This is a genomic window from Idiomarina rhizosphaerae, assembly GCF_024159085.1.
GTDB classification, from domain to species: domain Bacteria; phylum Pseudomonadota; class Gammaproteobacteria; order Enterobacterales; family Alteromonadaceae; genus Idiomarina; species Idiomarina rhizosphaerae.
Genome location: NZ_JAMZDE010000007.1, coordinates 319,459 through 343,184, shown reverse-complemented (window position 1 = coordinate 343,184; position 23,726 = coordinate 319,459). Strand labels below are relative to the sequence as shown.

Annotated in this window: 17 protein-coding genes; 11 read left to right on the top strand and 6 right to left on the bottom strand. The window is 45.9% G+C overall.

Features of this window, described 5'->3' with window-relative positions:
• Position 1 precedes the first annotated feature (1 nt).
• The 5 genes from NJR55_RS09345 to nadK form a co-directional block, all read right to left on the bottom strand.
• On the bottom strand, positions 2-3,769 hold the full coding sequence (locus NJR55_RS09345) for an EAL domain-containing protein (protein WP_253619700.1): 3,768 nt from the start codon (positions 3,767-3,769) through the stop codon (positions 2-4).
• Between the two features lie 204 nt (positions 3,770-3,973).
• On the bottom strand, positions 3,974-6,697 hold the full coding sequence (locus NJR55_RS09340; RefSeq protein ID WP_253619699.1) for an insulinase family protein: 2,724 nt from the start codon (positions 6,695-6,697) through the stop codon (positions 3,974-3,976).
• Positions 6,698-6,727: 30 nt separating this feature from the next.
• Complete coding sequence (locus NJR55_RS09335) at positions 6,728-7,078, bottom strand: outer membrane protein assembly factor BamE (RefSeq protein ID WP_253619698.1); 351 nt, start codon at positions 7,076-7,078, stop codon at positions 6,728-6,730.
• A gap of 86 nt (positions 7,079-7,164) precedes the next feature.
• The gene (recN, locus tag NJR55_RS09330) at positions 7,165-8,829 is read right to left on the bottom strand and encodes a DNA repair protein RecN (RefSeq protein ID WP_253619697.1); all 1,665 of its coding nucleotides are present in this window, start codon (positions 8,827-8,829) and stop codon (positions 7,165-7,167) included.
• Between the two features lie 80 nt (positions 8,830-8,909).
• Positions 8,910-9,788 carry an NAD(+) kinase gene (nadK, locus tag NJR55_RS09325; RefSeq protein ID WP_253619696.1) on the bottom strand — a complete coding sequence of 293 codons (879 nt, stop codon included), beginning with the start codon at positions 9,786-9,788 and terminating at the stop codon, positions 8,910-8,912.
• A gap of 142 nt (positions 9,789-9,930) precedes the next feature.
• On the opposite strand from nadK, the gene grpE reads away from it, so the two are divergent.
• The 10 genes from grpE (at position 9,931) to NJR55_RS09275 (ending at position 22,709) form a co-directional block, all read left to right on the top strand.
• A complete protein-coding gene (gene grpE, locus NJR55_RS09320; RefSeq protein WP_253619695.1) occupies positions 9,931-10,596 on the top strand; it encodes a nucleotide exchange factor GrpE in 666 nt (221 codons plus the stop codon).
• A gap of 105 nt (positions 10,597-10,701) precedes the next feature.
• Entirely contained in the window at positions 10,702-12,630 is a 1,929-nt protein-coding gene (dnaK, locus tag NJR55_RS09315; protein ID WP_253619694.1) for a molecular chaperone DnaK, read from the top strand.
• A gap of 102 nt (positions 12,631-12,732) precedes the next feature.
• Positions 12,733-13,887: a molecular chaperone DnaJ gene (gene dnaJ, locus NJR55_RS09310; protein ID WP_034820113.1), complete on the top strand. Its 1,155-nt coding sequence runs from the start codon at positions 12,733-12,735 to the stop codon at positions 13,885-13,887.
• Between the two features lie 50 nt (positions 13,888-13,937).
• Positions 13,938-14,774, top strand: coding sequence for a M48 family metallopeptidase (locus NJR55_RS09305; protein WP_253619693.1), 837 nt, complete (start codon positions 13,938-13,940; stop codon positions 14,772-14,774).
• Positions 14,775-14,902: 128 nt separating this feature from the next.
• Positions 14,903-16,135, top strand: coding sequence for a dicarboxylate/amino acid:cation symporter (locus tag NJR55_RS09300; RefSeq protein ID WP_253619692.1), 1,233 nt, complete (start codon positions 14,903-14,905; stop codon positions 16,133-16,135).
• The gene (gene dapB, locus NJR55_RS09295; RefSeq protein WP_253619691.1) at positions 16,135-16,941 is read left to right on the top strand and encodes a 4-hydroxy-tetrahydrodipicolinate reductase; all 807 of its coding nucleotides are present in this window, start codon (positions 16,135-16,137) and stop codon (positions 16,939-16,941) included. Before NJR55_RS09300 ends, dapB begins: the two co-directional genes overlap by 1 nt.
• 158 nt (positions 16,942-17,099) lie before the next feature.
• Positions 17,100-18,245: a glutamine-hydrolyzing carbamoyl-phosphate synthase small subunit gene (carA, locus tag NJR55_RS09290; RefSeq protein WP_253619690.1), complete on the top strand. Its 1,146-nt coding sequence runs from the start codon at positions 17,100-17,102 to the stop codon at positions 18,243-18,245.
• A gap of 58 nt (positions 18,246-18,303) precedes the next feature.
• On the top strand, positions 18,304-21,528 hold the full coding sequence (gene carB, locus NJR55_RS09285; protein WP_253619689.1) for a carbamoyl-phosphate synthase large subunit: 3,225 nt from the start codon (positions 18,304-18,306) through the stop codon (positions 21,526-21,528).
• A complete protein-coding gene (gene greA / locus NJR55_RS09280; RefSeq protein WP_011234230.1) occupies positions 21,525-22,001 on the top strand; it encodes a transcription elongation factor GreA in 477 nt (158 codons plus the stop codon). The genes carB and greA overlap by 4 nt, the downstream gene beginning before the upstream one ends.
• A 159-nt stretch (positions 22,002-22,160) precedes the next feature.
• Entirely contained in the window at positions 22,161-22,709 is a 549-nt protein-coding gene (locus tag NJR55_RS09275) for a hypothetical protein (protein WP_253619688.1), read from the top strand.
• Here NJR55_RS09275 and yhbY read toward each other — a convergent pair.
• Positions 22,684-22,980 (bottom strand): ribosome assembly RNA-binding protein YhbY, encoded by a 297-nt coding sequence (gene yhbY / locus NJR55_RS09270; protein WP_253619687.1) that lies wholly within the window; start codon positions 22,978-22,980, stop codon positions 22,684-22,686. The two genes, NJR55_RS09275 and yhbY, sit on opposite strands and share 26 nt — an antisense overlap.
• A 91-nt stretch (positions 22,981-23,071) precedes the next feature.
• Between yhbY and rlmE the strand changes: the two genes are divergently transcribed.
• Complete coding sequence (gene rlmE, locus NJR55_RS09265; protein ID WP_011234227.1) at positions 23,072-23,698, top strand: 23S rRNA (uridine(2552)-2'-O)-methyltransferase RlmE; 627 nt, start codon at positions 23,072-23,074, stop codon at positions 23,696-23,698.
• Positions 23,699-23,726: the final 28 nt, after the last annotated feature.

The window sequence follows — 23,726 nt, the reverse complement described above, 5'->3', positions numbered from 1 at the left end:
GTTAAACTTGAGCAGCGACTTCGTTGTGCTGCTCAATAAACTCAATTAACGCATCAGCCGGCATTGGTTTGGCAAAATAGAAGCCTTGAATGTATTCGCATTTGAGGCTTTTTAATGTCTGTAACTGGGCTTTAGTTTCAACTCCTTCCGCAACAACTTTTAGCCCAAGGTTATGCGCCATTGCAATAATTGACGCGACCATATTACGGTCTTTGTCGTTGATGGTTATGTCATCAACAAAGGCTTTATCAATTTTCAGACTGTTCATCGGAAAACGCTTAAGGTACGACAGCGAGGAGTAACCTGTGCCAAAATCATCCAGAGCCAGTTTTACGCCCATATCTGAGAGGTTTTCCATCATAGTAATGGCACGTTCAGGGTCGCTCATGACCATACCTTCGGTTATTTCAAACTCAACATGGCGAGGGTGCAAACCCTCTTCACGTAAAATTTGCTCAATTTGTAAGGCCAGACTTGATTGCATAAACTGTCGGGCAGACAAATTAACAGCAATGCTCTTTGGTGAGCCCTGACAGGCCATAAAACGCTTCATATCACGACATGCCAGCCGCAAAACTTCTTCGCCCAGGGGAATGATAAGCCCGGTTTCTTCGGCCAGAGGAATGAAGTCTGCCGGGTTAATCATTGAGCCGTCTTCACTTTCAATGCGAGCCAGTGCCTCTAGTCCGGCAATATGCCCGGAGTGTATTTCTATTTTCGGCTGATAGTAAACCCGAATATTATGAGACTTTAATGCTGCTCTTAATTCATTTTCCAGCTTAAGTCGTTTGACCGCGTTCTCGTTCATTGACTGGCTGAAAAACTGATAACAATTCCCGCCACGCTGCTTCGCATGATACATGGCCATATCGGCTTTCTGTAAAAGCTCTTGCGAAGTGTGGCCGTCGTGAGGGTAAAGTACAATGCCAATGGAACTGCCAATGACAATTTCTTGCTGCTCAATAAAGTAAGGCTCTGCCACCTTAAGGTTAATTTGATTGGCTAAATCGCCAATTAGGTTAATGTCTACGCTATCTTCAATAAGCAAACCAAACTCATCTCCACCCAAACGGTAAAGAGTGTCCTGTCGACGACCAATATCCATGAGTCGCTCGGCAACCTGACATAAAAGTTCGTCACCAATCTCATGACCTAAGGAGTCGTTAATTTTCTTAAAGTCGTCTAAATCAAAGAGTAATAAAGTATGTGAAACTTTTTTCCTAACCAGATTTGAATGACTAACCTGAAAGTAAGAGCGGTTCGGCAGTCCTGTTAATGTGTCTGTGTTTGACAGGCGGCGAAGTTCGTTTTCCGTATGGCGCCTTTCGGTGATATCTGAAAAACTGGCAACAATGAGAGATACCTCGCCGTTATCATCCCGAACAGCATCAAGAGTTAATTCCATCAGGAACTCATCACCGTTAGCTTTAACATCGGTGATTTCACCACGCCAGGTTCCCTCTTTAATTACCGATCTCTTTATCTGATTAACAAAGCTTTCGGGATAACACTCAAGCGTTAATAACTGACCTATCACCTGTTCACGACTGAAGCCGCTAATTCGCTCAAACGCATTATTGACTTCGCGTTTTCGGAAAAAACGATCGAAGATGCAAATTCCATCAGATATATTCGTAATCGAAGAGGCCAGCATTGTAATTCGTTCTTCAGAGCTTACCAGACTGCTTATATCACTTAGCGTGCCGAACATGGTTCGGTGTTCATCCTTAGTTTGAAGTTTTCCTCTATCTAACACCCACAGCCAGTTGCCCTGATTGTCCAGCCTGTAGCTGCATTCGAACAACTCAGACTCTCCACTTAAATGGTCTTCAAGGCTTTCTTTCAGTCGTTTTAGATCTTCTGGGTGCACATTCGATTTGCCACCAGATAGGCCTAGCCGTATACCGTCAATAGGAAAAGCAGGGCAGTTGTCCCAGATATTCTGTCGTATCAGTTCACCCGATTCGAGATCCCACTCCCAGCATTGGTAACGGCTGGATAATACGCCTTGAGCCTGCCTGCGGTATTGTTTAAGGTCTCGACACATTTTTGCCTGACGCTGGCGTTGATAAAGCCAGTACGAGAACAAGCACAGAATACTGATAAGTATGTAGCCGGTCCAGGCTATAGGCGTTTTCCAAAAGGGAACGGCCACGTCAAGATGAGCCACAGCCGATGGCGACCAACGGTCATCACGATAAGCCACCTGAACTTCTAGTTTATGAGATCCGGAGGGCAATGAAGATAGTTGCAGTGATGCTCTGCTTTTCTCTAGAGTTTGCCAGTTACTTTCCGCCTGATTCAATTTGTAGCGATAGTGTAACTCTGCCGGAGCTGCTGAAAACGGAACCGTAAAATCAGCTATAAATGTAGTATTACTGACTCTTTCTAAATCAATATGAGGCGGTTTGTCTAACCGTTCATTATCGACAGAAATTGCTTTTTTCTGTGAAACTTCTCCAAACGCGCTTATTTCGATGGCTTCAGTCTTTGTATGCAGCCAAAGCGAATGGCCAAACGGCGTTAAGTTCAAATTATCGGGCGTTGCTGAGAATGATGACGTTACCAGCGAATTCCAGTCTCTATTAATAATATTGTACTGATATAGCGCTCCGGAGTTATTGACAAGATAAAGTTGGTCCGCGAATAAGCGCATTTTATTTATCTCAAACTGAGCGTCAGGGTAGTGATTAAGCTCCGATATTTCTCCATTGACCGTATCGTAAAATAATAACCCTAACTCTGTCGCTAACCACCAGTTACCCTTGTTATCTTCTATTGCTGCTGATACTTGTTGCATCAGTTGCGGAATGTTGATGCTTGCTGAGTTTTGCTTTTTATTGGAATCGGAAGCCAGGATAGCCGGAGCAAAAGGCGTGTCTATTTGAAATACGCCCTGATTATTGGTTAAGAAAAAAACATCCCCCCGGGTAATTTCTATAGCTGCGGTTGCGGGCGCATTATGTAGCTGGGTGAGCTTCCCATTTCGTAATTCATACAGGCCTTTTGTCGTACTGAGTAAAATTGCGGAATTGCTCTGAGTCAACGCTAAATTATTAACTCTTCCTATGTTGTTAAGGTACTCTGGAAGGGGCTTTAGGCGTAAATCTTTGTCCAATAGAATCAAACCTTGCTCGGTTGCAAGCCACAGCTGATTTTGAAAGTGAACCGCAGAATAAAGCAGGCTGCCGGGTATTTTCTCTGTAATTGGATTTTGTTTATTCACCGCAAAAACTTCACTGGAAAAACCGTCCCAAACAAATAACCCCTGATTATCAGTACTTAACCAGTTCCAGTTTTTTCCGTGATAAATATAGTTGACTTGCTCAATTGGGGTGCCGTTATAGCTTAGACTTAAGGGTTCAAAACCCTCTGTTCCGGGAGTGTGGCGGTAAATTAGTCTGTCTGTAGCAATCAGTAACCGGCCCTTCGTATCTTCTGATATGTGCTTTATACGAGTACGCTCACCAGACTGATGACCCGATAAATCGAACGTCTGAAGCTTATGTTCTGATGAAAACTGGAGTTTTGCCAGACCGCTTTGGGTTCCGAGCCATAGTGCACCCGACGTATCAAAATACAGATGTTCGATATCATCTGAAAGTAAATGCTTCTTCGCCTCAGGTACAGCTAAACTGTTTTTGAACTCGTTGCCATCGAACCGAGTTAGGCCGCTGACTGTCGCTATCCACAAGAAACCCTCAGGCCCCTGGGCTATAGCATTTACATGGTTGCTGGGTAAGCCTTCATTAAAGGTCCATTGATGCACTGAATTGTCTGAGGGGGACTGCTGTGCGTAAACATGAAAGCTAAAGCTTTCGGATAACAAAATACATAGAAAAAGAGCAGAGCATAATGTTCTTATAGGCAATGTAAAATTCACGACAAACCTATTGAATGGCTACTTTAGCAGCTCTTTATTGTTAATATATCGTTAAGATAACGAGAGAGGTACTTACTGTCAAAGACTATTCTACTCGGTCAGAGTTTGGGTTTGAAGCCTTAGAGCTTGCGATTTATCACCTAAACGCAGTTTTATTCGTTCCAGCCAGTCACTGAGTTGGCAATGTTCCAGGGCGCTGAGAAGTTCTTGCTGGCGATTGAACCCTGTATCGGCGAGTTGAATAGCGCCCCAAAGTCTCTGGCTGCGAACCCTTAAGTTGCGATCAATTGTCTTAATTTGCTGCTTAAGTACTGACTTAGCGTGGTGCCATTCCTTCAGCGTCAGATTCTCAAGCTCATCGAGTTGCACGTTAATCACGTCATATATTGCTTGATAAAGTTTATCGGCATCAAACTCGTGTGACTGTAAGAAAAATAAGATTCCGGGTAGACGTTGCACCGGAAAGTACTGGCTTCCGGCGGCATAACCCAGTTGTTGTTCGGTTCGTAAAGCCTGAAATATCGGTTGATGAATTAACTGTTGCAAGAGCATAAAGCTGATTTGCTCGGTCGAAGTATCATCTTCGCCTTGAAAATAAAGCAAAACAGCGGTGTCTGAGTGTTCAGCAGGAACAATTAATTGCTGCGAACAAAAATCGCGGACACGTTTAACAGGAAGTCTTTTGTTAGGAACGCTTCGTTGGTCGGGAAGATTATTCTTAATAAGCTGTCCCAGCTTAAGAGCGTCGCCTTTTTGCCAGTCGCCGTGAGCTAGCGCAGTAACATGCACAGGGGAAAAAAGCTTAGCTACTTCTATTGTAAACTGACGGAAAGAGACCTTTTCCAATTCACTGGCTAAATCGTTAAGCCGAAATAAACCTGACTGCAGTTGCTGATTCAGTTCAGCAAAAAGCTTATTAAGAGGCTGGCTCTGATGAGCTGAGTGCCAGTTACTTAACAAGCTTTGTTTTAGATCCTGCCAGCGGCGTCTCGCAAAACGAGTCTTTAAAGCTCGCCGGATAAGATGTTGCATTAATGGAATTTGCCCGGCAGAAAGCCCAGTTGTATGTATCGTTATGCCATTTTGAGTAGGGTAAATATTAAAGTGCAAGCCGGCCACTTCGGCGTCATACAAGTCGTCATTTAACGCATCTATCATTAGCTCAGACCATAATCTGGCAATAGCGAAGTGAAAAGCTGAATTGGTTACCGCAGGCAACCTTAAGGACAAGTAAATATGGCCTTTGGGCACCCGGAAATCACGATCCTGCAGATGCCATAACTGTAACTGTGCACTGTCCTCTAATCGTGTTGGCAGAGAGCCACCCGCCTCCAGAGGCAAAGGTTTAAACCGGGAGTTGAGAAAACGATTGGGCTTGGGTAGCTGACAGTTGAAGTCATCAGGTGTTGATAAAAATAACTGAAACTGCTTTTGGCTAATAGGGCTCAAACCATATTCTGTATGATAAATCGGTGCGACTTCAGTCGTAAGTACATCAGGAGCAATTAAAGTAATGCGCACATTCTCGGCGGTCATCTGCTGCAGGGTTTTTGCAGCATAAGAGTGATTCAACCCATCCATACGATAATCACCGTACAGTGTGTCTTCCGGTTTATAGTGAAAAGCGTTTACGGAGAGCTGGTTAGCCAATTCTCCGACCGGAGTCGGCTCTTGATACAGAAAACTCATTTCTGTGGTAATACGGCGCTCTTTGTAGCGCCAGTCTTCAATCCCTTCAGCTTCAATTTTTCTTATATAGGCAAAAACCCACTGAACAACCTTTTCAACATGGCGGCGTCCAGACTCAGTAAGCTGGATATTAATATTAAAATCTTTGAAGTTACTGCCACTGATTCCCCCTCCAGCCGAGAGTGAGTTGACCCATCCCTTAGAGCGTAAAGAGCTGAATAAACTTCCCGGCCCCTCGTAGCCCAATAAATGCGCGATAAAGCTGGTGGTTTTATGCGGGTAGTCTGCGTCGATACTTGGTAACGGTAATGTCAAAATAAGGCGGTAAGCTGCTTTGACGGGCTTAACTTTTATCCACACTCCCTTTTGCTCCTGGCGGTAAAGAGGAGCGTTAATAGAAGTTTTGTCGGTGCGTTGTTGTTTAATATCGGCAAAGTAGCTGTGAGCTAATTGTTCGAGTTCAGTAATAGACTGAGGACCAGCAATGACCAGCCGCATTCTTTGTGCTACATAGTGCTCGTTAAAAAAGCGCTGTAACTTGCTTTTTAAGGTACCGTGCTCGTCGTGTCTGAGGGTATTAAGGTTGCCCACAGAAAACTGACTGAAGGGGTGTTTTGGGTTAGCCGTAACCTTATGAACCTGATACAAACGTCTGAGCTCATCATTCTGCTTCAGACGAAACTCAGACTCTATAGAACTTATTTCTTTGTCTATCCAACTCTCCGACAGCAACGGTTTCTTCAGCATAGCGGAAAAAAATTCCAGTGCCTGCGGCAGTGCATTAGCATTGCAGTCAAAATGGTAGTTAGTAAATTCAGTGCCTGTCCAGGCGTTGTGCTGGCCACCTTGCAAATTTAAGAAGTGGCCGAAAGCGGAGGGTTCAGGAAACGCCTGGCTTCCTAAAAATAACATGTGTTCTAAAAAATGAGCCAACCCCTGAGTATGTTCAGGATCATCGAAATGGCCGGCATTTACCGCGACAGACGCCGCGGCTTTCTGGCTATCAGGGCAGTGAACCAACAACACCTTAAGTTGGTTCTCTAGTGTCAGGTGCTGATAGTCTCGTTTGTCTCCAGAACTTCGGACAACACGGACGACCTCATCGTTAAGTGAAGAGTTCGCCATAATTCTCCTTGATGTAGATTTCGAGGCGAGTTACTGATCCAATGCCTGGTTAAAGTCTTCTGGCTTATCAAAGTCGCCTTTAAAATCCTGCAAACGCTTGTCATTGAAGGTAAGTACCAGCTCTTTACGGTAATCTTCACCTGAATTGGGATCCATTTTATAAAGGTATACCCAGCGGTCAGAGTCAAAGCTATTCTGCGCAACAGGGGTTCCCAGCACAAAGACAACTTGCTCTTCAGTCATTCCCACCCGCAACTTGTCGACATCTTCCTGCTCAAGGTAATTTCCTTGTGGGATATCAATACGATATACCATTTTATCGAGAAGAGAACAGCCATTTAAGGTTATAACGGCAACTAGAAAAACTCCAAATCTTGACATGAAATACCTATTAAAATTAATCTCAATTGATTGTATTGGCGTCGATGATAAACAATGACTTACCCGAACGCCAGTATAGAACGAATTTAACTGGCGAGTAATTCCCTCGCATTAGCTTTCGCCATGTCGGTGACTTTGTCGCCGCCCAACAAACGCGCCAGTTCGATAACTCTTTGCTCTTTCGATAACGCAATCACTGCGGTTTCAGTTTCGGCTCCATCAGTTGATTTGCTCACTTGTAACTGTTGATGAGCTTTAGCCGCGACTTGCGGTAAGTGAGTAACACAAATAACCTGAGAGCTTTTCCCCAAAGCCTGAAGCATAGAACCCACTATTGATGCGGTAGGGCCGCTGACACCAACATCAACTTCATCAAACATCATGGTAGGAACCGTTTTCTGTGTTGCTGTCATCACCTGTATGGCAAGGCTAATTCGCGAAAGTTCACCCCCAGAAGCGACTTTATTCAGCGCCTGTATGGGCTGTCCCGGGTTGGTTGTTACCAGAAACTCGACCTCATCGGTACCCTGTCGGGTAGCCCGGGCGTTGGCATCATGTTCGACCTGAATAACAAAACGACCATGCGGCATATTCAATTCTTGCATCGAGCTGCTTATTTTTTGACTTAATTCCGCAGCTGCCTGCTCGCGGCTTGTGGAAAGCTTAAGGGCACTCTCTCGATAGATTTTGCGGGCCTGCTGTCGGTCTTCGTCCAGCTTTTCCGCTTGTTCACCGGCCTGCTCTAGATTATTAAGCTCATCTATTAACTTTTTGTGTTGCTGGCTCAGTTCGGAGCCGGGTATCTGGTGCTTCTTCGCTAAATGAATAGCGGCGCTTAAGCGGTCTTCTATAATCTGAAGTTCGCCCGGGTCGAGCTCTAAATCGTCCTGATACTGGCGTAATTCAAGTGCCGCTTCTTCAATGTGTACTTTTGCCTGTTGCAGTAACTGGTTAATAGGAGAGAGTGAGGTGTCCATCTCTTCAGCTTCAGCTAAGCGCTGGCTGGCGGATTGAACCAGGCTGGATGCGTTATTGTGCTCTCCTTCGTAAAGAGCGTTTAAAGCAAACACGCCAGCTTCGAGTAAAACCTTGCTGTTACTTAAGCGTTTGTGTTTTTGCTCCAGCTCTTCGAATTCGCCATCAGCTAGCGCGAACTCATTCAGTTCATTAACCTGGTATTCAAGTAATTGACGTTGGGCTTCCAGCTCTTCTTTTTGTTGCTGATAGCTTTGGTATTGTTTTTCAACTGAAGCCCAGTTTTTATAGTCTTGCTGAACCTTGTCTAACAAGTGTTTATGGCGGGCGTAACTGTCGAGTAGAGTTAATTGATGCTCTTCTTTTAACAATAGTTGATGTTCGTGTTGACCATGAATGTTGACCAACAGCGGTGCCAGAGATTTTTGCTGACTGACAGGAACCGGTGTTCCGTTAATCCATGCTTTGGAGCGTCCGTCGCGCTGAATAACCCGACGTAATACGCAGTCATCATCAGCATCAAACTCATTCTCAGCTAACCATTGGTGAGCGGGGCTGGCATCTTCCAAAGCAAAAACGGCTGTAATTTCCGCTTTTTCCTGATCCGGGCGAACCCAGTTAGCGTCGGCCCGGCTACCCAGACAAAGGCTCAGGGCATCCAGAGCTATAGATTTACCGGCACCGGTTTCGCCGGTGATAGCGGTCATGCCGTTGTGAAATTCAATGTCTAACGATTTAACGACTGCAAAGTTGCGAATAGTTAATTGGGATAACATAGCCTTCGCTCCAATACTGTTGATATATACAGGTTATACAGTATTTATACAGTAGCTGCATCGAAATGCAAGTATCCCGTTTAAAAAAGTCGGCTACCCCAGCCTAGTTTATTACGTAATACGTGATAGTAGTTGTGGTCAATCGGATGAATCATGCGTAAGGCTTTCGGGTATTTTTTGATAATGACATCATCGCCGGGGTGCACTGTCATCCTGACATGGCCATCGCAACTAATTTGCAGCAAGTCATTGTCAAAAGCTGCCTTTAATCTGACTTCACTGTTACCGTCGACGACAATTGGTCGGCTGCTTAAGGTATGGGGAAACATAGTCACCAGAGTCATTGCGTCAAGGCCTGGATGCAAAATAGGGCCGCCGCCCGATAATGAATAGGCGGTGGAGCCGGTTGGGGTGGCGCAAATTAAACCATCAGAGCGTTGGCTAAAGACAAAATGGTCGTTCACATAGAGTTCAAACTCTATCATGTGAGCGACTTTGTCGGAGTGCAGAACAATTTCATTAATTGCTCTGCCGGTGCCCGATGAATTGCCGTTGTTAATGACTTCGGCTGAGAGCAGGAAACGCTCTTCTACGTGATAGTCTCCATTGAGTACTGACAACAGAGGGGTCATGACTTCATCGGGATCTAAGTCGGTTAAAAAACCTAAATTACCGCGGTTGACGCCGATAACACCGATATCGTACTCACATAAAGCGCGGGCAGCACCGAGCATGTTGCCGTCACCACCGACGACGACAGCAATTTCGGCCCATTCTCCTAGATCCTGCAGGCTTAGCGTTTCGACTTCTTCCGGCAAGTTTAATTGCTCCGCCGTACGTGCTTCCAGACACAGCGCAAAACCACGATGAATTAAAGCCGTGGTAATCGTTTCTAAGGTTAACTGGGTACCACGGTCGTCGGCTTTGCCGAGTAACCCAATCTTTGTAAATGCGCTCATTAACGGGATCCTTATGCGTTCGTGTGCTTACGCTACGATGAGCAAGAAAATTTATCAAGTAAGAGAAATCCCCTTGAAAGAAAAAAACTTGCCCCCATTAATCCTGCAACCTTAATTTTAAACTGGTTAAAGAGAGTCACTTATGACCGATAAAAACGATTCGAAACAGAAAAACGAAACGGCTGATGAGCCGACCGTAGAGCAGCAAAAAGCGGAACAGGAAGCCGCACAGGCAGCGGAAGAGGCGTTGCAGCAGGACGTAGCTGCCGATGAAGCTGAAACTGCAGGGCAGTCATCGGATCAAACGGATCGCATTGCTGAGCTGGAACTGGCTTTAAGTAAAGCCGAAGCGAAAGTGAATGATCAGCGCGACTCGGTATTGCGCACTCAGGCTGAAATGGAAAATGTGCGTCGCCGGGCCAGTCAGGATGTTGAAAAGGCACATAAGTTTGCGTTAGAGAAGTTTGCTAATGAGATACTGACTTCGGTAGATAATCTGGAACGTGCTTTACAGCTGGCTGATAAAGAAGACGAGGCGAACAAAAATTTCGTAGAAGGCATTGAGCTGACCTACAAAAGCTTAACCTCAACACTGGAAAAGTTCGGAGTAAAAGCAATTGGTGCAGAAGGCGAAGCCTTTAATCCGGATCAACACCAGGCCATGTCTATGCAGGAATCTGATGAGCATCCGAACAACACCATTATGGCGGTAATGCAAAAAGGTTACGAGCTGAATGGACGCCTGTTGCGTCCGGCAATGGTGATGGTTGCGCGTAACTCGAACTCGGGTGTCGATACAAAAGCGTAACAAAATCGAAAATTATCCCTATGTTGGGTATTGAAATTCGAACATAGGCACCCCAGATAAGGGGTAACGAAACAAATTACATGAATCAGAAGTTGGAGACGAATCATGGGTAAAACGATTGGTATAGATTTAGGTACAACAAACTCTTGTGTTGCTGTACTAGATGGTGGCAAAGCTCGCGTTATTGAAAACGGCGAAGGCGACCGTACAACTCCGTCAGTAGTTGCATTTACTGATGATGGCGAAATTTTGGTAGGTTCACCGGCAAAGCGTCAGGCAGTAACCAACCCAAACAAAACCTTGTTTGCGATTAAGCGCCTTATCGGCCGTCGCTTTCAGGACGAAGAAGTACAGCGTGATATCGGCATTATGCCTTACAAAATTGTTAAGGCTGACAACGGTGACGCATGGGTAGAAATTGATGGTGACAAAAAAGCGCCGCCGCAAATTTCTGCTGAAGTCCTGAAAAAGATGAAAAAGACAGCGGAAGAATTTCTGGGCGAGAAAGTAACGGATGCGGTAATTACTGTACCGGCTTACTTTAACGATGCTCAGCGTCAGGCGACAAAAGACGCCGGTAAAATCGCGGGTCTTAACGTCAAACGTATTATTAACGAACCGACAGCTGCTGCTTTAGCGTACGGTATGGACAAGAAGTCCGGCGACAACGTGATCGCTGTTTATGACTTAGGTGGTGGTACGTTCGATATCTCTATTATTGAGATTGACGAAGTTGAAGGCGAGCACACCTTTGAAGTACTGGCAACTAATGGTGATACGCACTTAGGTGGTGAAGACTTTGATAACCGCTTAATCAACTACTTAGTTGAGCAGTTCCAAAAAGACCAGGGCATGGACTTGCGTAAAGATCCATTAGCTATGCAGCGTCTTAAAGAGGCCGCAGAGAAAGCGAAAATTGAATTGTCGTCAGCTCAGCAAACCGAAGTGAACTTGCCGTACATTACGGCAGACAACGCTGGTCCTAAGCACATGGCCATTAAAGTGACCCGTGCGAAGCTGGAATCACTGGTTGAAGACTTAATCAAAAAATCGCTTGAGCCATTGAAACAGGCTTTAGCCGATGCTGATCTGTCGGTCAGTGACATTCAGGACATCATCATGGTTGGTGGTCAGACTCGTATGCCGAAAGTACAGGCTGCGGTAACGGACTTCTTCGGTAAAGAACCACGCCGCGATGTGAACCCTGACGAAGCTGTTGCAGTGGGTGCTGCGGTTCAGGCTGGTGTACTGCAGGGCGATGTGAAAGACGTTCTGCTGCTGGACGTTTGTCCTCTGTCGCTGGGTATCGAAACCATGGGCGGCGTAATGACCAAGCTGATTGAGAAGAACACAACGATTCCGACTAAAGAATCGCAAACCTTCTCAACGGCTGAAGACAATCAGTCTGCAGTAACTATCCATGTTATTCAGGGTGAGCGTAAACGCGCTGCGGATAACAAATCTCTGGGTCAGTTTAACCTGGAAGGTATTCGTGCAGCGGCTCGTGGTGTACCACAAATTGAAGTCACTTTTGACATTGATGCGGACGGCATTCTGCACGTATCAGCCAAAGATAAAGACACAGGCAAAGAACAGAAGATTACCATTAAGGCATCTTCTGGTCTGGATGAGTCTGAAGTCGATAAAATGGTTAAAGATGCTGAAGCGCACGCTGAAGAAGACAAGAAATTTGAAGAAATGGTGCAGGCACGTAACCAGGCAGACGGTTTGGTTCACGCAACCCGTAACCAGCTGAAAGAAGTTGGCGATGCCTTGTCTCAGGAAGACAAAGACGCCATTGAGAAAGCTTGTGAAGAACTTGAGCAAGCGTCTAAAGATGGTGATAAAGAAGCCATTGATGCGAAATCTCAGGCGTTGATGGAAGCATCGCAGAAACTGATGGAAGCAGCTCAGCAGCAACAGGCACAACAAGGTGCTGAAGGTGCAGCTGGCGGTGAACAGCAGTCTTCCAAAGCGGATGATGATGTCGTTGACGCTGAATTTGAAGAAGTCAAAGACGACGATAAGAAGTAAGCATTAAGGCAACTTCGCAAAAGCACACGGGTGTTGCCGCAAGGTAATACCCGTGTATTTGTATCAGGCTGACAAACAGCACAGATAGAAGACGAAGAAATTATGGCGACGCAAGATTTTTATCAGGTTCTGGGCGTATCGAAAGACGCCAATGAACGTGACATTAAAAAAGCCTACAAACGTATGGCAATGAAGTATCACCCGGACAGAACCGAGGGTGATAAAGATATGGAAATTAAGTTTAAAGAGATTAAGCAGGCGTACGAAGTTCTTTCTGATCCTCAGAAACGCCAGATGTATGATCAATATGGGCATGAAGCTTTCGAACAGGCACGCCAGGGCGGAGCTGGCCATGGTGCAGGCGGATTCGGCGGTGGCGGTGCTGATTTTGCTGATATCTTTGGTGATGTCTTCGGTGATATTTTTGGTGGCGGCAGACGTCAGCAAGCCCGCGCGCAACGCGGTGCGGATTTGCGCTACAACCTGGATATGTCGCTGGAAGAAGCTGTTCGCGGTAAAACTGTTGAGCTCGAAATTCCAACACTGGTGGAATGTCGCGACTGTAACGGTAGCGGTGCGAAAAAAGGCAGTAAGCCGCAAACCTGTGGTCATTGTCATGGCTCAGGTCAGATTCAGATGCGCCAGGGCTTTTTTGCTGTGCAGCAAACCTGTCCTCAATGTCGTGGAACAGGTACGATTATTAAAGATCCTTGCCGCACATGTCATGGACATGGCCGTAAAGAAGAGACTAAAACGTTATCGGTTAAGATTCCGGCTGGCGTTGATACCGGCGACCGAATTCGTTTAGCTAATGAAGGCGAAGCGGGTGAGCACGGAGCACCTGCAGGTGACTTATACGTTCAGGTTCACGTACGGGAACACCCTATTTTTGCCCGCGACGGCAATAACTTGTTCTGTGAAGTGCCAGTAAGCTTTACTAAAGCCGCTCTTGGTGGTGACATTGAGGTGCCAACTTTAGATGGCAAAGTAAAACTGAAAGTGCCTAAAGAGACACAAACGGGTAAACATTTTCGGTTACGCGGTAAAGGCGTTAAGTCAGTCCGCACTGGTGAAGTCGGCGACTTAATTTGCAAGGTGGTGATTGAAACCCCGGTAAATCTGTCATCTAAGCAACGCGACATGTTAGAAGAGCTTGAAGATTCAATGGGTACCGGCGATGAAGCAGCCAAATTTAGACCTAAGGAAAAAGGTTTTTTTGACGGCGTGAAACAATTCTTTGATGACTTACGTAGCTAGATTGTCTATCACTATAGTAAGTGCATGATAAAAAAGATCGGAGGCAGTCAATGAATTGGAAGACCGTGACGTTAAGTGCCTGCATGTTGGTGATGCTCTCCAGTTGTGCTAAATCTCCGACGGGGCGCTCGCAGCTGCAACTTTATTCAAGTAGCGAATTGAATAAAATGGGGGCTGCCTCTTACGAGGAGATGCGCGAAGAACAGAAAATTAATGACGATGCTGAGGTCAATGCTTACGTGCGTTGTGTCAGCGATGCGTTAATTGAAAATTTGCCGGGAAATTATAGCCAGATGGACTGGCAAGTGACTGTCTTTGCAGAGCCTACGGTCAATGCTTTTGCTCTGCCCGGTGGTTATATTGGCGTATACGACGGCCTGATAGAGGTTGCCGAAAACCAACACCAGCTTGCGGCGGTTATCGGGCATGAAATTGGCCACGTGATTGCTGAACACAGTAATGAGCGTATCTCCAGTAACATGATGGTCGGACTTGGTTTGCAGCTTGGTGGCATTCTTGCCAGTACTCAGTTGGATAACGATAAAGCCGGCCTATTAATGGCTGCTTTAGGTGTAGGGGCTCAGGTTGGTATCCTGCTGCCTTATTCACGTACCCATGAATCAGAATCGGATGAACTGGGTATGGAATATATGGCCGACGCTGGGTTCAAACTGGAAGAGGCTCCTGAGCTTTGGCGCAATATGCAATCGGCTTCAGACGGTGAATCGCCGCCTGAACTGTTGTCGACTCACCCGAATCCGAAAACTCGTATTAAGGATCTTGAAGCGCTGATCCCGTCGTTGCAAGCGCGTTACTCTGCTGCTCGTGCAGCGGGGAATACGCCAGACTGTCAACGTCCGGCATCGGTTGGCAGTTCAGACAAATAAAGTAACAGAGGGAACAGCTCATTCCCTCTGCCTTTCAAAAGGTTATAACCTAGTTCAATTTATTCTTTTTGACCGCCCCTTTAACGTTTTACCCTAGCTCCCATTTTTTATAAAGCGGCTGGGGAATTATGTTTAAAGCGTGGTTTGCAATTCCATTTTGGCAACGTGTTTTAGGTGCCTTTGTATTAGGAATGCTAATAGGTGGGCTGGCTCCTGAAGTTGGCGTTGCGCTTAAGCCTCTTGGTGATTTATTTATAAAAGCCATTAAGATGTTGGTCGCGCCGCTTATTTTCTGTGCCATTGTCAGTGCCATTACCGATTTGAATGATGGTAAGAAATTAGGTCGTTTGGGTGCTAAAACCATAGGTTTATTTATGCTGACTGCAGTGATTGCCAGCGGCATTGGCTTAACTTTGGCCAGTGTAATTGACATGAGCCCGGCAGCCACCTTGACCGCAACGGAGCAAAATGAAAAGCAAATTCCCGGCATAGCCCAAGTTTTCCTCAATTTTGTGCCCAGCAATCCTTTCGCAGCGTTAACCGAAGGTAATGTACTGCAAATCGTAGTTTTTGCCGCTTTGGTCGGTATTGCTATTCAGTGTTTAAAAGGCAAAGGCGAGCCTTTGCGTAAGACGATAAAGTCAGGCGCTGAAGTCATGTATGAAATTACCCGTATGGTATTGCAGTTAACGCCTATTGGTGTGCTGGGGTTAATGTCCTGGGTTATTGGTGAATACGGTTTTAGCACTTTGCTGCCACTGGCGAAATTTGTTGGTGTTATTTATTTGGCTTGTCTTATCCATATTGTGGTGGTTTACGGCGGTTTAATTCGCACTGCAGGCGGTATGAGTCCCTGGCAGTTCTTCAAAGCAGTATTTGATGCCCAGATTGTAGCCTTTACCACTTGCAGTTCATTTGGCTCTTTACCGGCGGCTCACCGGGCTGTCACCGAACGTTTGGGTGTATCGAAGGATTACGCCAGCTTCGTTTTACCTTTAGGTGCAACCATTAATATGGACGGCTGCGGTGGTATTTATCCGGCTGTGGCTTCTATTTTTATTGCGCAGCTCTACGGAATACCGTTAGAGTGGATGGATTACGGTTTGATCATGCTAACCGCGACGCTGGCTTCGGTGGGAACTGCGGGCGTACCGGGTACCGCTCTGGTCATGTTAACCGTTACCCTGAACGTTATTGGGTTACCGTTAGAAGGCATTGCGTTTATTGCTGCTATTGATCGCATCATTGACATGGCCCGAACCCTGACCAATGTAACCGGAGATATGATGGTTTCCAGAGTTGTTGCGCGTAGTGAAAACCTGTTGCAGGATCAAACTCATTTAGCGACGGAGTCAAAATAATGATCAATGTGGGCATATTCGGAGCCTCGGGCAGAATGGGGCAAGCGGTTATTCAGGCCCTGGTGAACGATAATGAAGCCAGCCTGAGTGCTGCAATTGTCAGAAAAAATAGCAGCAGTTACGGCAAGAGTGCGACAGAGAATGAACCCGTTCACTTTATTAGTGCCGATGAGTTGCAGCCCGAGGAAATTGATGTCCTTATTGATTTTTCTTTGCCTGAAGCACTAACTGAAAACCTGAAGCTTGCTGAACAATATCAATTACCTATTGTTGTTTGCACTACGGGGTTAAACGAAGAACAGAAAGAACGTCTGGCTCAGGCGGCCGAGACTGTAGCGGTATTGTATGCCAGTAATACCAGCGTTGGCATTGCTTTGCTGGAACAGTTGGTTGGTATAAGCAGTGCCGCATTACCCAATGCTGATATTGAGATCTTTGAGGCGCATCACCGGCACAAAAAAGATGGTCCATCGGGAACCGCGCTGAGTTTGGGGCAGGCTGCAGCAAAAGGCCGGCAGCAAAGCTGGGAGCAGGTTAACGATGGTATTCGCTCCGACGGACTGCGCAGCGATGAGGGTATAGGTTTTTCTGTAATGCGGGCAGCGGATATTATCGGTGAGCATCAGGTTACGCTTGCGGTTGCGGGTGAACGAATTGAGATTGGACATCGTGTCAGTAATCGAAAAACTTTTGCCGACGGAGCCTTACGTGCCGCCAAATGGCTTGAAGAACAAGCGCCCGGTTTATATAGTCTGCAGGACACCTTAAATTTGCAGGACATACTGCAACGCATGCTCAAGCAATAAATACTGCTGGACGATTTTCGTAATATTTCGTAGAATGGCGGGAATTTGCCTGAATCAGTCCGAAGGCCGGCGTGATTTGGCAAAACGCGCGGTTCAGGACGCAAGACGGGGAAGTCAAATTATTGATTTACCCGTTTTTTTATGTACGGAGGTTGCCCTTGAGTATTCTAGCGAGTCAATCCGCTAAACGAGCGATTCTGGTGCTTGCTGACGGGACCGTGTTTCGCGGAACCGCTATCGGAGCCGAAGGCTTTGCAGTCGGCGAAGTGGTCTTCAATACGGCCATGACAGGTTACCAGGAAATTCTTACTGACCCATCTTATACAGAACAAATCGTTACTCTCACTTATCCCCATATAGGCAATACCGGTATTAACTCTGAAGATGCAGAGTCTGATCAGGTTTGGGCGAAAGGACTTATCATTAGAGATTTGGCAATGAAAGCCAGCAATTTCCGTAGCGAGGAAACGCTTAGCGCTTACTTGCAACGTCACAATGTGGTGGGTATTGCAGATATTGATACGCGTCGTTTAACTCGTATTTTGCGCGAGAAAGGCGCGCAAAATGGCTGCATTTTGGTTGGCGAGCTGGATGAAAGTAAAGCGCAGGAATTGGCTCAGAAGTTTCCGGGTTTAAAGGGAATGGATCTTGCGAAAGAAGTTTGCTGCGATAAGCCCTACGACTGGCAGGGCGGTAGCTGGCAGCTGGGCGAAGGCCACACGAAACCAGAGCAGAATAAATACCATGTAGTCGCTTACGATTATGGTTGTAAACACAACATTCTGCGTTTGCTGGCTGACCGAAACTGTAAAATTACAGTAGTACCGGCTCAAACGTCCGCCGAGGATGTGCTGGCATTAAAACCCGATGGGGTTTTCTTATCGAATGGTCCGGGTGACCCTGAGCCTTGTGATTATGCGATTACAGCAATCAAAGACTTACTGGATAAAGAGATTCCAATTTTTGGTATTTGTCTTGGCCATCAGTTACTGGCGATTGCCAGTGGTGCGCACTCCATGAAAATGAAGTTTGGTCATCACGGTGCTAACCACCCGGTACAAGATTTAAAAACGAAACGGGTGATGATTACCAGCCAGAACCATGGCTTTGCCGTTGATGAGAAACATCTGCCGGATAACCTGGAAGTGACTCACGTATCTTTGTTCGATGGAACATTGCAGGGTATTCGCCGCAAAGATAAGCCGGCCTTTAGTTTCCAGGGGCACCCCGAAGCAAGTCCGGGGCCGCACGATGCCAGTGAACTGTTTGACCAATTTATTGAATTGATGCAGGCCAAAGCCTGATTCGTCGAATGATATTCGATGCCGTCATCCGTAGCGAAAGGACAGATAGAGCGACTTTATGCCAAAACGTACCGACATTAAAAGCATTCTGATTCTGGGGGCAGGCCCTATTGTTATCGGCCAGGCCTGTGAGTTTGATTACTCCGGCGCTCAAGCGTGCAAAGCGCTGCGCGAGGAAGGTTACCGAGTCATTTTGGTAAATTCTAACCCTGCTACCATTATGACTGACCCGGAAATGGCCGATGCAACTTATATCGAGCCAATTCACTGGGAAGTAGTAGAGAAAATTATTGAGCGTGAGCGTCCAGATGCGGTGTTGCCGACCATGGGTGGTCAAACCGCTTTGAACTGTGCGCTGGATTTAGACCGTCACGGTGTACTGGAACGCTACAAGGTTGAAATGATTGGCGCCAATGCCGATGCGATTGATAAAGCAGAGAACCGTGATCGCTTCGACAAAGCGATGAAAGCGATTGGTCTGGAAACACCGAACGCTGAAATGGCTCATAGCCTTGATGAAGCCTTTGATGTTCTTAGTCGACTGGGCTTTCCTTGTATTATCCGACCGTCCTTCACTATGGGCGGCAGTGGTGGTGGTATTGCCTATAACCGCGAAGAGTTCGAAGAAATTTGTCGACGCGGGTTAGACCTTTCTCCAACCAACGAACTGCTAATTGATGAGTCATTGCTGGGTTGGAAAGAGTATGAAATGGAAGTGGTACGAGACAAAAGTGATAACTGCATTATTGTCTGTACCATTGAAAACTTTGACCCTATGGGTATTCACACCGGTGACTCAATTACGGTTGCCCCTGCCCAGACGTTGACAGACAAAGAATTCCAGCTAATGCGTGATGCGGCAATGGCTGTTCTGCGTGAAATTGGTGTGGAAACTGGTGGTTCAAACGTACAGTTCGGTGTTAACCCTGATACCGGACGTATGGTCATTATCGAGATGAACCCACGGGTTTCCCGTTCGTCGGCTTTGGCATCAAAAGCCACAGGCTTCCCAATCGCTAAAGTTGCTGCGAAGCTAGCGGTTGGTTATACGCTGGATGAACTGGAGAACGAAATAACTGGTGGTAAAACACCAGCATCTTTCGAGCCAGCGTTAGACTACGTTGTAACGAAAATACCGCGCTTTAACTTTGAAAAATTTGCTAACTGCAATGACCGACTGACCACGCAAATGAAGTCGGTAGGTGAAGTCATGGCTATTGGCCGTAACTTCCAGGAGTCGATGCAAAAAGCCCTGCGTGGTCTTGAGCTTGGAGCCTCGGGTTTTGACCCTATTGTGGACTTAGAAGCTAAAGATGCTCGTTCAAAAGTCATCCGTGAATTAAAAGAGCCGGGCGCAGAGCGCATCTGGTATATCGCCGACGCCTTCCGCTTAGGAATGACGGTACGCGAAGTCTTTGAGCTGACACGCATAGACGAGTGGTATCTGATTCAGATTGAAGAGCTTGTACACCTCGAAAAAGAAATTGATGAACTTGGTTTAGCCGGGCTCACCGCAGACGTTATGACGGTATTGAAACGCCGTGGTTTTGCTGATTCCCGTATAGCCGACGTTCTGCATGTGAGTGAAGCAGAAGTTCGTAAAAAGCGTTATAAGTATAAAATTCATCCTGTTTACAAACGTGTTGATACCTGTGCGGCTGAATTCGCCTCTGGCACAGCTTACATGTATTCAAGCTACGATGAAGAATGCGAAGCGGCGCCGACGGACAAAGAAAAAATCATGGTTATCGGTGGCGGGCCTAACCGTATAGGGCAGGGCATTGAGTTCGACTATTGCTGTGTGCATGCCTCGCTGGCGCTGCGCGAAGACGGTTACGAAACCATTATGGTTAACTGCAACCCAGAGACTGTGTCTACCGACTATGACACATCAGATCGTCTCTACTTTGAGTCTATTACACTCGAGGATGTCCTTGAAATTGTTCGTATTGAAAAGCCTAAAGGGGTTATTGTTCAATACGGTGGTCAGACTCCGTTGAAGCTGGCGCGTGAGCTTGAGGCCAATGGCGTTCCAATTATCGGTACATCGCCTGACGCGATTGACCGTGCGGAAGACAGAGCGCGTTTTCAGACTGCAGTACGCCGCCTGGGATTAAAACAACCCGAAAACTCAACAGTTACAGGCTTTAACGAAGCACTAACTGAGGCTAAACGTATCGGTTATCCGCTAGTTGTTCGTCCCTCTTATGTTCTGGGTGGCAGGGCAATGGAAATTGTCTATGATGAAGCGGATTTGCAACGTTATCTGACTGACGCGGTCAAAGTTTCAAACGACGCGCCGGTACTGCTGGATCGTTTCCTTGATAACGCGATAGAAGTTGACGTTGATGCTATTTGCGATGGTACCGATGTTCTAATTGGCGGCATTATGCAGCATATAGAGGAAGCCGGTGTTCACTCGGGTGACTCTGCGTGTTCATTGCCTCCGTACTCATTGAGTGACATTATTCAGGCTCAATTACGTGAACAAATGCGTAAGTTAGCTTTTGAATTGAATGTAAATGGCTTGATGAATGCTCAGTTTGCGGTTAAAGATGATGAAATTTATCTGATTGAGGTAAACCCAAGAGCTGCGAGAACCGTACCTTTTGTTTCTAAAGCAACGGGTGTGCCGTTAGCCAAAGTGGCAGCGCGAGTAATGGTTGGCCAGTCACTGCAAGAGCAGGGCTATGTAAAAGAAATTATTCCACCGTATTACTCGGTGAAAGAAGTGGTTATTCCTTTTGCTAAATTCCAGGGCGTGGATCCTATTCGCGGACCTGAAATGCGTTCAACCGGTGAAGTTATGGGCGTGGGTGAAAGCTTTGAAGAAGCTTATGCGAAAGCGAACCTGGGTGCCGGCGAAGCGCTGGCTAAAAAAGGTAAAGCGCTCATTTCTGTAAAAGACAGTGACAAGCAACGCCTGATGGACTTAGCCCGAGGCTTATTGGCTTTAGGCTTTAGTTTGGAAGCCACGCGCGGTACGGCGAAAATGCTTGGTGAAGAAGGTATCGACTGCAGTATTGTAAATAAACTGCAAGAAGGCCGTCCAAATATTGTTGATGCGATTAAAAACGGCGAATATTGCTATATTATAAATACAGTAGAAGGCCGTCAGGCGATTGAAGACTCGGTCTATATTCGCCGCGAGGCACTGTTGAATAAAGTCATTTACACCACAACATTGAATGCTGCGTTTGCGACAGTAAAAGCAAATACAGCGGATGATCGGGCTCGGGTGAGCTCGGTACAAGAATTACATAAAAGGGTATCGTTAATATGAACCAGATTCCAATGACGGAACATGGCGCGCAATTACTACGAGACGAGCTTAAACGTTTAAAAACGGTGGAGCGTCCGCGCATTGTTGAAGCTATTGCTGATGCTCGCGAGCATGGCGACTTAAAAGAAAATGCGGAATATCATGCAGCGCGTGAGCAACAAGGTTTTTGTGAAGGTCGTATTCAGGAAATTGAATCCAAGCTTTCCAACGCGCAGATTATTGATGTAACTAAGGTGCCAAATAACGGTAAAGTTATTTTTGGTTCCACAGTCACCGTTTACAACACAAAAACGGACGAAGAAGTTACTTATAAAATAGTCGGCGATGATGAAGCGGATATTAAATCAAATTTAATTTCTGTGAATTCACCCATTGCGCGTGCACTTATTGGTAAAGAAATTGATGATATTGCGACAGTAACGACGCCTAATGGTGAAGTTGAATACGAGGTTGTTGCAGTACAATATAAGTAATATTAATAATAAGTTTATAAAAGGCTGGAAACGCAAGTTTACCAGCCTTTTTCTTTTTATTAGCTTTTGAAATGCATTCCTGTTTGTTTTTTATACGATTTATTGTATAGTTTGCTCTTACCGTGTTTTCTAACATTAAATTTACAAGAGAAGATGACAATGGACAAGGAACAGTCACTATCATTTAACACTCTTCAGCATACACCTCTTGATGAACTTAGCGTCACGGAGTGCTTCGAACGTTTAAAACTCATCTCACAAAAGGCAACTTATAAAGATGTTTCCGTGTGGTTAGGTCGCAATGCCAACGATTACGCCAACTGGAAACGTAGTAACAAATTACCTTTTGCCGAAATTATCCGGAAACTACTGCAAGAAAGAATTTCTCTTAACTGGTTTTTCGCTCCGGGTTATACCTTGCACGAACCCAGTTACGCTTATACTCATGGCGACTATGTTAAGACCAGCGTGGTAGAGGAAGAGCGCAAACGGCGAATTGAGTTTTTAAAAGCGCACAAAAAGATAGAGCCGTTATTGAAAGCCTACGGGCTGCAAGATGATGAACAATGCATGGCTTTGATGCTGGATGCGTATTTTTCCACTACAGATAAGTGGATGGAGAAATCGCAGGCATTAGAGTTAGTAGCGAAAGCATTAGCTCTTAAGCCTGCGATTCAAAAGATTAACCGCGAGGAAGGCGAATCTTAGGCTCTTCTGCAGCACGGTATATCACTTGTGTTTTACCGATAATTTGCACTTCAGCGGCACCGGTTTCATGTACAATGGTTGCCATAATTTGCTTTCTGAGCTCGCGATCTTCTTCCGGAACTTTTATTTTAATTAGTTCATGGTGGTCAAGTGCTTGCTCAACTTCTGCAAGAACACCTTCAGTAAGGCCGTTAGCCCCAAGTAGTACGACGGGTTTAAGCGGATGTGCTAAACCTTTTAAATGCTGTTTTTGCTTATTACTTAATGACATTCGATAATATCCATTTTAGAGCTTGATTTTTTAACATTGTAACGCCAGATCAGGTATTCAGGCCAGACAATTAAGGAAACTTCGTTAAATCATGGGAAAAAAACGCAGTGTGAGTAGTCAGCGCTGGCTGAAAGAACATTTTGACGATCAGTTTGTCCAAAAAGCACAGAAGAAGGGATTACGCTCCCGCGCTGTTTTTAAATTGGAAGAAATACAAAAACGGGACAAACTGATCAAAAAAGGTCAAACCGTCGTTGATTTAGGAGCGGCTCCGGGTGGATGGTCACAATACGTTGCTGACTACTTTAACGGCGACGGTCAAATCATTGCTTGTGATATTTTAGCGATGGACCCAATCGCCGGGGTCGATTTTCTTCAGGGTGATTTTCGTGAAGAATCGGTACTGGAAGCTTTATTAGAACGTATCGGCGGTAAAAATGTTGATGTGGTGCTGTCTGATATGGCACCTAATATGAGCGGCAATGGCACGGTAGACCAGGCGCGCTCTATGTATTTGGTAGAGCTGGCGCTGGACATGTGCCATCAGGTTTTGAAACCAGGCGGGAGTTTTGCCGTCAAAGTGTTTCAGGGGCAAGGTTTTGAATCTTTCCTGAAAGATGTACGAGCAGCGTTTAACGATGTGAAAACGAGAAAACCAGAGTCCTCAAGAGCACGTTCTAGAGAGGTCTACTTGGTAGCGACAGACTATAAACTGTAGTACCCTGTTGGGTAGTTGATTTTTAATA